Origin of the sequence: Pseudoduganella sp. SL102 (assembly GCF_027856995.1) — a bacterium.
Classification (GTDB): domain Bacteria; phylum Pseudomonadota; class Gammaproteobacteria; order Burkholderiales; family Burkholderiaceae_D; genus Rugamonas; species Rugamonas albidiflava.
In genome coordinates this window covers 6,583,534-6,596,095 of the sequence record NZ_CP115554.1, presented here as the reverse complement: position 1 = coordinate 6,596,095, position 12,562 = coordinate 6,583,534, and the positions used below count along the sequence as shown (strand labels likewise).

The 12,562-nt window shown below is 55.2% G+C and carries 11 protein-coding genes; 4 read left to right on the top strand and 7 right to left on the bottom strand.

Annotated elements, in window-relative coordinates; genetic code table 11:
* Positions 1-130: 130 nt before the first annotated feature.
* Positions 131-973 carry a glycosyltransferase family 2 protein gene (locus tag OU994_RS27905; RefSeq protein ID WP_131144100.1) on the bottom strand — a complete coding sequence of 281 codons (843 nt, stop codon included), beginning with the start codon at positions 971-973 and terminating at the stop codon, positions 131-133.
* Positions 974-1,001: 28 nt separating this feature from the next.
* Here OU994_RS27905 and OU994_RS27900 point away from each other — a divergent pair, with 28 nt between their 5' ends.
* Together OU994_RS27900 and waaF are read left to right on the top strand one after the other, a co-directional pair.
* A complete protein-coding gene (locus OU994_RS27900; protein ID WP_281608553.1) occupies positions 1,002-2,276 on the top strand; it encodes an O-antigen ligase in 1,275 nt (424 codons plus the stop codon).
* A complete protein-coding gene (gene waaF / locus OU994_RS27895) occupies positions 2,276-3,328 on the top strand; it encodes a lipopolysaccharide heptosyltransferase II (RefSeq protein WP_281608552.1) in 1,053 nt (350 codons plus the stop codon). Before OU994_RS27900 ends, waaF begins: the two co-directional genes overlap by 1 nt.
* Before the next feature lie 49 nt (positions 3,329-3,377).
* On the opposite strand, the gene OU994_RS27890 is transcribed toward waaF, so the two are convergent.
* Positions 3,378-4,415 (bottom strand): M48 family metallopeptidase, encoded by a 1,038-nt coding sequence (locus OU994_RS27890; protein WP_281608551.1) that lies wholly within the window; start codon positions 4,413-4,415, stop codon positions 3,378-3,380.
* 343 nt (positions 4,416-4,758) lie between these two features.
* On the opposite strand from OU994_RS27890, the gene OU994_RS27885 reads away from it, so the two are divergent.
* Together OU994_RS27885 and OU994_RS27880 are read left to right on the top strand one after the other, a co-directional pair.
* On the top strand, positions 4,759-5,292 hold the full coding sequence (locus OU994_RS27885; protein WP_281608550.1) for an FxDxF family PEP-CTERM protein: 534 nt from the start codon (positions 4,759-4,761) through the stop codon (positions 5,290-5,292).
* A gap of 240 nt (positions 5,293-5,532) precedes the next feature.
* Complete coding sequence (locus OU994_RS27880) at positions 5,533-6,063, top strand: tyrosine-type recombinase/integrase (RefSeq protein ID WP_281608549.1); 531 nt, start codon at positions 5,533-5,535, stop codon at positions 6,061-6,063.
* Positions 6,064-6,162: 99 nt separating this feature from the next.
* Here OU994_RS27880 and OU994_RS27875 read toward each other — a convergent pair whose 3' ends face one another.
* The 5 genes from OU994_RS27875 to OU994_RS27855 all read right to left on the bottom strand — a co-directional run bounded on the left by OU994_RS27875 (position 6,163) and on the right by OU994_RS27855 (position 12,433).
* Positions 6,163-6,462, bottom strand: a complete 300-nt coding sequence (locus tag OU994_RS27875) for a DCL family protein (RefSeq protein ID WP_281608548.1) — start codon at positions 6,460-6,462, stop codon at positions 6,163-6,165.
* A 33-nt stretch (positions 6,463-6,495) separates the two neighbouring features.
* The gene (locus OU994_RS27870; RefSeq protein ID WP_281608547.1) at positions 6,496-9,081 is read right to left on the bottom strand and encodes a DEAD/DEAH box helicase; all 2,586 of its coding nucleotides are present in this window, start codon (positions 9,079-9,081) and stop codon (positions 6,496-6,498) included.
* Between the two features lie 2 nt (positions 9,082-9,083).
* Positions 9,084-10,028 carry a DUF1837 domain-containing protein gene (locus tag OU994_RS27865; RefSeq protein ID WP_281608546.1) on the bottom strand — a complete coding sequence of 315 codons (945 nt, stop codon included), beginning with the start codon at positions 10,026-10,028 and terminating at the stop codon, positions 9,084-9,086.
* A gap of 378 nt (positions 10,029-10,406) precedes the next feature.
* Complete coding sequence (locus OU994_RS27860) at positions 10,407-11,984, bottom strand: ImmA/IrrE family metallo-endopeptidase (protein WP_281608545.1); 1,578 nt, start codon at positions 11,982-11,984, stop codon at positions 10,407-10,409.
* Positions 11,978-12,433, bottom strand: a complete 456-nt coding sequence (locus OU994_RS27855; RefSeq protein WP_281608544.1) for a hypothetical protein — start codon at positions 12,431-12,433, stop codon at positions 11,978-11,980. The genes OU994_RS27860 and OU994_RS27855 overlap by 7 nt, the downstream gene beginning before the upstream one ends.
* Positions 12,434-12,562 lie beyond the last annotated feature (129 nt).

The following is a 12,562-nucleotide window of genomic DNA, read 5'->3' as shown; positions in this document are numbered from 1 at the left end:
CAGCTTGGCAGTACCCGCATGCAAGATCAGTTCGGTACCGCACATGCCGCCGATGCCCGACTGATTGTACTCCGGGGCCGGACGACCGCAAGTTCCGGATGGGAGGGCCGATCCTGCCATCCTGGCCGGTTCAGGCGTGCGGGGCCAGTTCCGCTGCCAGCTCCTGCAGGCCGGCGGTGGCCACCCTGGTGCCGTCCGCGGCCCGCCGAAGCACGATCTCCCGGTTCGAGGTTTCCTGGTCGCGCCGGTTTTCGTGGTGCCACAGGTGATACACCTCGGTGGCGAAGGCGCCATCCTTGCGGTGCACGCCGGCGTTGAACAGCCGCACCACCAGGTCGGAATCCTCGTGTCCCCAGCCCTTGAAGCTCTGGTCGAAGCCGTTCACGCGATCCAGGTCGCTGCGCCATACGGCCAGGTTGCAGCTCTTGATGCGGCGCCAGCTGAACTTGCGCCGCTCGCGGCCCGCGTCCGGCAACACCATCACCGTCTGCAGGAACTTGTTGAAATCGCCGCCCAGCCGGAGCTTCAGGCGGTCGATCGCCCGGAGCCGGTGCAGGTTCACGTGCGTTTCCAGCAGCACGCGGGTGTACCGCTCCGACAGCAGCACGCGGCTGCCGGATACCAGGAAGCCGGGCCGCGCCAGCCTGCGGTGCTGCGACACGAAGTTCTTTTCCGGGATGCAGTCGCCATCCAGGAACACGATGTAGTCGCCGCTGGCGGCCAGCGTGCCCAGGTTGCGCACGCGCGCCGCGCGAAAACCTTCATCCGGCTGCCACACGTGCCGCAGCGGCACCGGCGAGCGCCGGCGCAGCGCTTCCACGCAGTCCCGTGTGTTGTTCGTGGAGCCGTCATCAGCGATAATGAGTTCGAAATGCGGATCATCCTGTGCAAAGCAGGCTTCGATCACGGCCGTCAGCGCATCCGGGCGGTTGTAGGTTGTGACAATGACAGAGATTTTTGACGCTGGTTGCATGAAGTCGGCGCGCACCACAAGAACATTGATGAATAAAAATATTGCCAGGCAAGCCGACGACGTAAACCCTGTAGCCGCTGTTTCCACCGTTGCCGCTGTTACCGTCAATTGCCTGGTCTTCCTCCTGCCGTTCCTGACCCTGATCACCAATGCCGGCGTGGGCCTGTGCAGCTTTGGCTTCCTGTTGGCGGCGATCTGGTGCCACAGGCAAGGCTTGCCGGAGTTCCGGCGACATCTTAACGACATCCGCGGCGTTTTGACAGCTTTCGCCGCGGCCTGCCTGTTTGCCGGCCTGACCGTGCTGCTGCACGACGATATCTACCTGCGCAGCTGGGAAAAGCCCAGCCGCATGCTGCTTGCCGTCACGGCGCTTATTGCCGTGCTCGCTTGCCGGCCAAGCCGCATGGCCCTGTGGTGGGGCCTGATCGGCGGTACCGTGGGCGGCGCCTGCGTGGCCGGCTACCAGCGCTGGGTCCTGCACATCGACCGGCCGGGCGGCCTGATGAACGCGATCACGTTTGGCGACATCGTGCTGTGCATGGGCCTGATGTGCCTGGCCGGCGTGCTGGATTTCCGCGGCCGGCAACGCGTCTGGCCCGCCGTCGGCGTGGTGGCGGGGCTGATCGGCATGCTTGCCACCGGCACGCGGGGCGGCTGGATCGCGATCGGGTTCGCCGCGCTGCTGTTCCTCAAATACGGGCATTACCTGCGCGGCAGGTTCGCCAAGGGCGCCGTCGCGCTGGTGGCGGTGCTGATGGTCGGCGGCTACTTCGTGCCGCAGACCGGCATGAGCGAACGGGTGGATCAGGGCGTCAGCGACGTGCGCACCTATTTCACGGGCGGCAGCGCCTTCACCAACGTCGGCGTGCGGCTGGAATTGTGGAAGGGCGCCGTGCTGCTGGCCGCGCACCATCCCTGGGCACCGAGCAGCCAGGAACAGGTGAAGGCCGAACTCGGCGAACTGGTGGCCGCCGGCACCCTGCAGCCGTTCGTGCTGGACGTCGAACATTTCCACAACGATGCGTTGCAGGCGCTCGTCTTCGGCGGCGTACTGGGCCTGGCATGCTGGTTCGGCACGCTGCTGCTGCCATTCCTGTTTTTCCTGCGCCTGCTGAACGCCCATGAATCGGCGCCGCCCGCGCTGGTGGCGCCGGCGCTGGCCGGGCTGCTGCTGGTGCTGAGCTATTTCAGCTTCGGCCTGACGGAAGTGATCTTCTGGTCCGTGCGCGGGGCCATGTTCTATGTGCTGATGCTGTTCGTGGTGATGGGCCTGTGCCTGAATGCCCGCGAGGGAGCGCGGTGATGGCCGCGAACCCGCCACGCATCCTGGTCATCTCGCCGAACTGGATCGGCGACGCCGTGATGGCGCAGCCGCTGCTGCAGCGGCTGCGCGCCCTGCATCCGGACCGGCCGATCGATGTGCTGGCACCGCCCGCCGTGGCCCCCGTATGGCGGCAGATGCGCGAAGTCGACGAGGTGCTGCAAACGCCGTTCCGCCATGGACCGCTGCAGTTGCGCGAGCGCTGGCGCTACGCGCGCCTGCTGAAGCAGCGCGGCTACGCCGAAGCGTACGTGCTGCCGAACACGCTCAAATATGCGCTGATTCCATGGCTGGCCGGTATCCGGCGCCGGGTCGGCTACAAGGGCGAAAGCCGTTACGGGCTGGTCAACGTGATGCACCATGACGACCTGCCGCCCCGCCCGATGGTGCCGTTCTACGCGGCGCTGGCCAACCCGCCGGAAGCGCCGCTGGCGCCCGCGCCGAAACCGGCGCTGCAGGTCACGCCGGAACAGGTGGCGGCCGCCTGCGCCAAGGCCGGCGTGGCGCCGGAGCGGGCGCTGGTGGTGTTTGCCCCGGGCGCGGAGTTCGGTTCGGCCAAGCGCTGGCCGCCGGGGCATTTCGCGGCGCTGGCGCAGATCGTCGTGGAGCGGGTGCCGGGCGCGCAGGTGGCGCTGCTGGGCTCGCCCAAGGACCGCCCCGTGTGCGACGAGATCATGGCTGCCGTGGCCGGCACGCCGGCCGCGTCCGCCGTGCTGAACGTCGCCGGCCAGACCAGCCTGGCCGAAGCGGTGGCGCTGATCGGCCACAGCGATGCCGTGGTCAGCAACGATTCCGGCCTGCTGCACGTGGCGTCCAGCCTGGACCGCCCGGTGGTGGCGATCTACGGCCCCACCGATCCGGACCATGCCCCGCCGTTCTCGACGGTGGCGGCGGCGCTGTCGCTGCGCCTCGACTGTTCGCCGTGCCGCCAGCGCGAGTGCCCGCTGGGCCACCACGACTGCATGCGCAAGCTCGACGCCGGCACCGTCTGGCGGACCCTGCAGCCAATGCTGCCGGCAGCCACCTCGGCTTGAGCGGAGCAACGGCGATGAAACGCCTGCACCGAAGCGCCTGAGGCGCGGCTTACTCGACCAGCGCCAGCTGCAGTTCCCAGGGCCAGACCAGGCGCCGGCCCACCGTTTCCCGCTGCACCACGATGGCGGCGGACAGGCTGTCGTCGATGCGGGCAGTCAGCTCTTCCACGCGGGCCAGGAGGTCGCCCCGTTTATCGGGATCGGTCTCCCACAGCAGCGCTTCGCGGCAGGCCATGACCGAGGCGCGCTCGATCATCACTTCCGGATGGTTGAACAGCCAGTGCATGAATGGCCGATGGCCGCTGTCCGCCTCCCACATGGCTCCATAGGCATCGATGTACGCGCGTGCCGCGTCCGGCAGCGTGGTGTCGTCGGGATGCCAGGCCACGTGCGGTTTGGGATCGGGATTGCCGCCAAGGATTTCCGCGATGTAGGGATTGGTGACGAAACCGCGCCGCAAGGCCGTGGCGGCGGCGGCCCACCGGCCGTGCTGCAGGTGGGCAAGCGCCAGTTCGTACCAGTAGGGCGGATAAGTATCGGCATGTTCCGCGAGCACCTCGATCACGCGGCCGTGCTCCTGCACGGTGCCGGCCTGCGGCTCGATGCGCAGCGCCTCGGAACCCAGCAGGTAACGCACGCCCTGGTTGTCGCTGGGATTGCGCAGCAGCATCTGCTCGATCAGCGCCGTGGCATCCCGGTGGCGGCCCAGGCGCACGTGGGCCAGCACCGCGACATGCATCATGCGCAGGTAGGCGCGATTGTCGACGTTGTGCCACGCGATACGGCCGGCAAAGCCTGGCGGGATTTGCCGGTTGGCGATGGCCAGGCCCGCCTGTGCGGCGTCGAGCGCCTTTTCCGGCTTGCCCTGCCGGTACCAGTAAAAGGCGACCTGCGTGTGGGCATCGATGAAATCCGGTGCCTGGGCCAGCAACTGCTGCAGCGCCGCCAGGTATTCCGTATCGCTCAGCTGGCCGGTTTCATGGCCGTCGAGGATGGTGTTGAACTGGCCCAGCAGTGGGCCGTATCTGTCTTCCGTGTAGCCGAATTCGCCCGATTCGGCATCGATGGCTTCGAATTCCAGGGGCATGTCGTGGAAAGGGCGTGGTGGATGAGGCTTGCATGATAGCAGTCCCGATATGTCTTCCCGCCCGCTGCTCAACTGTCACGCCGCTAGCGTCGCCAATCGGCGACGTGTCACCGGACCGCTTCTCGAAGTAGGACTGATCCTACACCATCAAGAGCTATTTTCACCTGACGCGTGCAAGTACCTGTTTATACGGGCATTTCGCTGGTCCTTTGCAACGCGCATTTGTAGCTGCGGCAAAAGTGACAATTTGTAAAACCCGCTCCGGCCCCTGTTTTCGAACAGACACTATTTGCTACTTTGTCAGCACTTCGGCGGCCTCATCAATTTCAATTCAGGAGCAAACATGACGAACATGAAGAATATCGCGGCCTCGCTGGCGCTGGCCTGTGCGGCAATGGGCGCGCAAGCAGCGGATGTCAGCCTGCCTGCGGGCAGCGTCGACATCATCGATGGCGCGGGTGCCTTCAGCCGCCTGATCACCGGCAACCATTCGGGCGACACCTTCACCGACACGTATGCGTTCGACGTGGCCGGCCTGTCTTCGTTCACGGCCAACCTGTACTCGAGCGCAGGCAATGCCCGTGTCGGCCTGGACATCACGGGCTTCAGCCTGTTCGCCAACGATGGCTCGCTGGTCCGCGCCGGCACGCAGATCGAAACCGGCAAGTACGACGAGTGGAGCCTGGATCTGTCCAACCTGGGCTCCGGTGCCGGCTACTACGTGGCGGTGACGGGTTCGGTGGTATCGCAGGCGGCGGGTGCCTACAGCGGCCTCGTGTCCGTCTCGGCGGTACCGGAGCCGGCCACCTACGGCATGCTGCTGGGCGGCATGGCCCTGCTGGGCGTTGCGGCACGCCGCCGTTCGCTGGTGAAGTAACAAAGACAGCAGAGTCGGCAAGAGAACTCCGCAACCGCAACACAGCAAGCTGGCAAGGGCAGTCCCGCCACCGCGCGCCGCACCGCCATCGGGCCGCCGAAGAACGCGCGCGGAGGTTTTATCGGCGGTGCTGCCCTTGTCCCGCATCCGCTGTCGACGTACCGGTCGCTATTGGCAAGATGGGCGCTTGCGGTTCATATTGAGCGAAAGCCACCTGTAAGAGCCGCAAGAGACAAAGCCTTGTTGCTGCTCGGCTTCGCAGGGGAAGTCCGGCGCTCGGAACTAGTGGCGCTGCGCTATGAAGACATGACGCATTACGACAATGGCCTTGAGATGCTACTTCGCTGGACAAAGACAGACCAGGAGGGAGTCGGACGAACTGTGTTCATACCGCAAGTGGTAGGCAAATGCTGTCCTGTCCGAGCGCTCTACGAATGGCTGGAAATCGCCGGCAAAGCGGCAGGCCCACTTTTTCTAGGGGGCAGCAGGCATGACCGCACTATCGGTACAAAAGCATTAACGTCACAAACCGTGACACCGACGCTGAAGTCCTATGTGCGTGAAATGCGGGGCGTTGAAGCTGCCAGTGAGGTTTCTGGACATAGCTTGCGTGCGGGTTTCGTGACTGCTGCCGCGATGGCCGGACTACAGCCTTATCAGATCCGTGAACAAACTGGTCACAAATCAAATGCAACTATAGCACGTTATATATCCGCCAAGTTAATAAACGGAAGCTCCCAAGCCTATCCTAAATCGCGACTATTCAGGTAGAAATAAAATAAAAGAATTGCTGCTAATTAGAAATGAATAACTATTAATGCATGTGTGCCTCAGCGCTCTTGGCTTGCGTAAAGATATTTATCTATGAATTCACTTAGGGCTGTGAATCGATGCAGTAATGGAAAACTTTTCAGTGGACCCGTCAGGTCGATTGACCCAGAAGCATTTGGTGCCGTAATCGGCACTGCGAACGCTGAAATAAGTAACTCCACCTGCGATTTTGGCATCCGATCTAGGATGGTTTTCTAATGCTGCACGGAGGATTACGGCATCCTCATCGCTGACCTTATCGCCAACATCATATCGGCGCAGCATCTCTTTTAAATAGGCGACTGCGTCGCCTCTCCTGGAAAAATTCAAGGGCCCTAAGGTAATCGGTTTTGCGGGCATTGCGACCTCCAAAGATTGAGCTGCTACTTCGCATTATTCGGGCAAGCTAAGGCATTGCAGAATTTCACGGACAATGATCGCCGGAATATCGAATCCTGACAACTGATTCTTTCTCTCGGATACCCAAGCAATACATTCTTCCTTACTTAAGTCATCTCGAGCTATCTTTTCATATAATGCTACTGCACTCATCCGAGACATCCCCAACTCCATTAGCGAAAGAAGTGTCGTCGAGGATACACCAAACTCAAGCTGCATCGCAATATCCAAACCTTCTTCGATAAGATCTTCACGATTGCACTGTTTGAAATGAAGGTGAAGCACGTCCATATATGCGGACAGATATTTGGGTGCCTTGAATCGTGCAATTTGCTCAACGAGATCCATAGTGCCACGTATCAAATCAGGGAGCTTATACGCCCTCCCGTTCTTCTCATGCCATTCAATACTGTCGCGGATAATTCTGGCTAACGAGTACCCCTTTAGCCATTTTACAACGATCAAAGCATATAATCTTATGCGACCATCAGGTGAAAAAGCAGGGAATAGATATTTATTAATCCTTTCCATAATCGTCACGAATCGATCGTAGCTATCATAGCTAGATACCTCGGCAGGTAGCAAATTTTCGATATCGTTTGGATAACGTTCAAACGCATCTAAAAGCCTTTGAAGACCAATTGCGCTAACGCCTGGATGTCTTGCAGCTAAATCGGCACTTACTTTTATCCCTTCCGCAACTGACTCTAGCGTTTGATTAAGATCCATAATTGCGGCAAGATCGTGTCGCTTCGCAAAAGTTGCACCTTCAATAGAACCTAAGCGCAAGAACGTGCAAAGTAGATAAGCTCCCACTTGCTCAAAATCATCAGCATCTTTTAGGCCAGATACATCCGATTGTGCACGTCTCAAAATATAATCAACGATCTCCGCGTTACGCTCTAAGACGGCGTCAGTTTCTCGCTTAATGGGATAGCGAGCACGATCAGGTACACCAGTTGGCCAAGCTTCAGTATTTTCAGGCTCAATACAAATGATATTGCCTTGAAACTCATCTCCCCACCGGCCAGCACGTCCAGCTAGATTCCAAAAATCGTGAGGTTCCATTGGGTTCCCCTTACCTTTGCGTGGGCCGCGTACGACAATCGTCCTGCAAGATAGATTGACGCCTTCGATTAACGTAGACGTACAAACTAAAATGCGAATCTTTCCCGATCTGAATAAACGTTCGATCTCAAGCCGAAGCAGTGCGGGCATGTTGCCATAATGAAATGCAACGCCAAGCTCAACAAGAGGAGCAAGCCGGAAGTCCTGATGTACACCTTTTCGCGCCAATTCCGCTAACTGCAATAGTTCCGCATCTAATTCGTCCGCCTTTGGTAAAAGCTGGCTGATCAAGCCAGCGACTTCTTCGGCCTCACCAGCACCATTGGCATATACTAATGTTCCTCCTCTTTCACCGACGGCAGCAGCTATAAAAGCAAGGCGTTTCTTAAGTCCTGCTGGTGTGCTAGCGAGTTGTAGAATACCGATAGGAAGAGTCGAGCTAGACTGTCGAAGGGTAAGTGCCCACAATTTCGATTTTCGTGGAACTTGAGTCGCGACTATAAGATTTTGCAGTACAGTTGAAGAGTCACTGTCAACAGCAATGGTTTGAACTCCGGTGGGTGCATCCGTAAGTAATTCTTCTGGATTTTGGGTGGCCGGGCTAATAAAAACAGCCTTTATCTTGGGATTAATGCGTGTAAGACGCTCAATTGCATCTTGCAAAATTACCCCCCTTTGATTGTCACCGATCTTGTGGGCCTCATCCACAATTAGCAAATCGATTGGAAACTTATCACCCAAAATATTGGCCAAGAGGTGCAGTCTCTCTTGCGTAAAAACAAGCACCAAGCGCTTTCCGCCAGAACGTGCCGCTTCATACTTTTCTCGAAGGGGTAAGGAACAGATTTCGATGAGCGCGGTCACCCCAAGAAGTTCTTTGAGACTTGTTTCTATCTCCGAAACCAATGCACGGGTAGGAGCCAAGTATACAGCCACTTGAATATTGCTTGCGTAAAGCTGATCAATCAACCATTGAAGTACTAAAAAAGTCTTGCCTGACGCGGTAGGTGCTGATGCGGATAGCCAGCACTCCCCAGTATCATCTGTCCAGAACCGACGTTGAAAGTCATTGACTTGCAGCCAACTTCCGCTCGACTGAATCAGTATGGAACGATCCATTTCGCGACGCTGTGCCTCGATACGCTGAGCTATTCCAAGCCGTCCTTCTATATCTGGTTCGATTAAACCCCTATTGCTTGCTAAGGTAATAGCTCGAAAGTTAGAAAGCTTGCTTAAAAGTACGGCGCCCGCGTCTTTATACTTTTGATGCGTTGAGAGAACGATCGCTGCAGTACTGATCCGAAGCGCTGCTTCCTGATAGATTCTGTCTTCCGATCGCGCAAGAATACTGCCAGCAAGTAATAGATTTGGCCAGTCGACCTTATCCGTTGCTACAGTCTCTTCCGAAAGAAGATTGTCTAATTCCTCTCGTACGACAAGACGGGTGATCAAATCGAGATCACCGCGAATTCCTTCTTGTAAAAGCCAAGATTGCAACGTGACAAGGCTCATTTTTATTTAATTCCCATTGCTCTAAGAAATGCTGCACGGAAGCCCTCAGCGGAAGGCAACGGGATACAGAAAACTTGAATTTCCATCTGGTCCAGCTTCTCCTGCTTAAGGCGATTCCCTATACTATTGCTCCAGCCTGCAAGTCCTGCTCGCGATGCCAATACAATTTCATCTGAAATAGCTTTGGCACTATCCTGGGGATAGAAGGGGGCATCAAATCCTACTGAGGTCACGCCACAATATTGAACGCGTTTCGACATTACAGACGATTTGTCAAAGTATTTCCTAAGAGCGGTAACCAAGCCTTCATTGCCGAGGTCCGCTTTGTCACTAAGTAGCAGTAAATCACGTTCTCTTTCTGCTTCTTCGCTTTCTGACTCAAGTAAGAATGGCGCGAGGGAGTTCATGCAATCTCTAATGGCTGTGGTCGCATCGCTGTAGATTTTAGATTCGCCCCAGTAAAGCTTCAACATGCCTTCATTGGTCATGCCGGCATAGACGCCATCCGCACCATGATAGTGCATACGCGTATCGGTCTTGAGATCCATTTTGCATAGAATATGAGGCAATTGCAGAAAACGCTCAGCCAAAAGGAAGAGTAACATTTCTCCTCCTTCGCCCGTTTTCGATAGGTCAGTAAATGACCGTTTTGCCCGTTCTACTAGTGCTCCAACTGCTTCGGTCGAGTTAAATTTATTGTCGCGAGCTTTTGCTTCAGCGATTTTTGATCGAGGTATCGCATAGTCGACTACGGCATTTCTCATAAATTCTGCAAGTCGGTCAGGCTGTACACGGCCATTACCATCTACTGAAAGACAATGGCAGTGAATTTTCACTAAGTGTCCGTCAATAGATATATCCCGCTCAACCAACGTGAGGTGCACCTCAAGTGCTTCTGGATCACCCGCAAGTGCAGAGTCAAGATCTGCGGTAGTTATAGTCGACAAACAGCCTCCAATCGTAGCCCGGTACTGCCCTTTGGTAACACAGATAATATAACCGCCTTCGGAAGAGAAGTCTATATTTCAGGCAATACCGGTGACTCAGGCGACACGATTTTTCAGAGACTTGACGAAGTACTTACGTACGAGACCGTAGTTTGGTATGTTGCCATACCAGCCTTGGAGAGGATTTTTTACAGCTCAAGAGGGCCGTTGTATCTCCGTCCTTGACTTGGCGGTGGGGAGATAGTGCTGACAATACGATTGTCACGCCAAATGCTTTGCGTCATTAAGATATATGATTCTGCTTTAAAGATAAAGCACAGTACAATTAGAAGTTAACTGACGAAAACGTACTATTATCAATAGTTATGAAAGCGCTTATCAGGCGCTTTTTTCAATAAAAACGTAATACCCGTCATCATTGGTAAATGGATGTATGTTTATATCGAGATCCTGAAGCCAATTTGCTTCAGCTGATGCAAAGAATTTTATAAGTCGGCGCTCGTTATCTTGGCTAAGTTTAATAGCCTCGATAGGGTTGACTGCCTCCGTTCCAACGCTTGGTTTTCCGATCCATCGAAGTCCGGCATCATTAATCTTGCTTCCAGCAACGGAAGCCACTCTGCCATTCAAAACTGCAATAAGGCCGAGCTTTCTTTGGTCAGCAAGATCTATAAAGCGACGAGCAGCGGCTTCCATTGAGCAATTAAATCGCCGCATCACGGAAAGTATGGTGGAGCTATTAAAAGGCTTGCCAAGCATCGGTCGAATTTCACCTGTTGGCATCAATAGCTCTGCTGCAAAACTATTTGCATCTGCTTCTGTGACTTGGGCGTGTTCGTAGATTTCTTTGTATCCACATAGAAAGGCTTTATCACTGTGAAGTAAATAATGACCTAACTCGTGACATATCGTGAATCTATGTGCGCCTTCATTCCTGGTTTTGCGGTTCACCAGAATGGCAGAGTGATGCGCCTCAGTATTTGTAACGTACAGGCCAAGAATTTCTTCTGGAAGATCGGCGGTCACGACCTGCGTTCCTAATATGAGCGCAACTTCCTCTAGCGCAGGCAGATTGTGGTTAAAATACTTGAGAAGATCATATGCAACTTTTTGAGGGGATCCAGGGGTTGGCAGGTAGGTCGGCGCTGGGTTTGCACCTACGCCCTGAACGGCCTTTTCAATCGTCTCCCAGATTGCAGGGTTGGTAGAAATAGAATCCCTTTTTGCTCCACGTGCCGCAATACTGAGTTTTTCACTGGTGCGAGATGGTCGACTAGCACGGATATCAATTTGAGGTGAGAAACTATTCAGCAGCTTCAATGCACTTTTTTGACTTAGTGCTCGGCGACGGAGTACTTGATAGCTTCCTTCATGCGCCCAAAGCCCAATAAATGTCGGATCAAGTCTACTAAAGGCTGCTAGTAGGTTTGCAGAGAAATCCGTTTCATCTGAAATAATTGCAAGCAAGAGCCGTCCAGTAGCGGACATATCAATTGCCCCAGATGCCAATGATGTTTGAATGCAATAGTAAAACCACGCAGCGAAGTCTGAAGTTCCTTCGATATCTTCGCTAAGAACGATAGCCAGCTGGGCAATGGTCTGAGTCACGGAATTTAAAAGACTCTCAGCTAACGAACTTCCTGCGAACCAATCTTGTAAGGTAATTGACGCGGGAGAGAATTTCGGCGTTCTACCATATCTTGCAGCCTCCTGCGCAAGAGCTAGCAGAAGGTTTCTGGCTTGATGGTCGTTGGTCCCATAAAATAATTGTTGCCCATGCATGCTCACATGGGAATAGTCAAAATTTCCTTTTAAGATGCCATCATAATAGGAGCGTACTTTTTCAATTGGCGACGTGAAACCTGATACTGCAAAACCATGGTTGCCGTCGTCCTTTATGTTTGCCGAAAGGTAGGGGCGTCGAGGGTCAAGACGCGAGGTAAGTTCAATCAGCATGGTTGAAGACGACGATACATAGGATAGCTAAAGGATGACTTACGGAGATATTCAAAAAACTCGTCTGGAACTTGATCCATATCTTCCTGAAAAGATATTTCGTAGTGATCACAGTACTCGGCATAGTCCACCCAGAAGCGCTCAGGGTCAACGAATTCAAAGCCTTGTTTTGACCAAAAGCGAGGCCCCTCGTAAGATGCTTCCAAATAAATAATGTCGATGCCAAAGGTTCCAAGTGCCGTCGCCTTAGAGAAAATGTAAGCAGTGCCGACGCCTTGCCTTTTCCATTTGGATTCGATAAGGAGCAGATATAAATAGGCAACCCTACAGCGTCTGCTCGCAATAACTGCATCTTCGTACCATAACCACGAAGATGGCTTCTCTAGTATTGTTGGACAGGTGCCGTCAGTTACATTTACGTCATACACCAGCTTGGTTTGCCCGCCCACTGGCGATTTGTAGCAGAGTTCAGGTCCTGCCTCAAATCGCTCCCAATAGCGATCTGGCAGGAGCTATGTTTCCAATGGCTTCCAATCGCACTGCCCAAGTCATCGCGACAGGGTACGACGAGTCCTGAC

Bases quoted from the DNA above. Each gene is read 5' to 3' on its own strand.
- OU994_RS27905 (WP_131144100.1), bottom strand. From the start codon at position 973: ATGCAACCAGCGTCAAAAATCTCTGTCATTGTCACAACCTACAACCGC.
- OU994_RS27900 (WP_281608553.1), top strand. From the start codon at position 1,002: ATGAATAAAAATATTGCCAGGCAAGCCGACGACGTAAACCCTGTAGCC.
- waaF (WP_281608552.1), top strand. From the start codon at position 2,276: ATGGCCGCGAACCCGCCACGCATCCTGGTCATCTCGCCGAACTGGATC.
- OU994_RS27890 (WP_281608551.1), bottom strand. From the start codon at position 4,415: ATGCCCCTGGAATTCGAAGCCATCGATGCCGAATCGGGCGAATTCGGC.
- OU994_RS27885 (WP_281608550.1), top strand. From the start codon at position 4,759: ATGACGAACATGAAGAATATCGCGGCCTCGCTGGCGCTGGCCTGTGCG.
- OU994_RS27875 (WP_281608548.1), bottom strand. From the start codon at position 6,462: ATGCCCGCAAAACCGATTACCTTAGGGCCCTTGAATTTTTCCAGGAGA.
- OU994_RS27870 (WP_281608547.1), bottom strand. From the start codon at position 9,081: ATGAGCCTTGTCACGTTGCAATCTTGGCTTTTACAAGAAGGAATTCGC.
- OU994_RS27860 (WP_281608545.1), bottom strand. From the start codon at position 11,984: ATGCTGATTGAACTTACCTCGCGTCTTGACCCTCGACGCCCCTACCTT.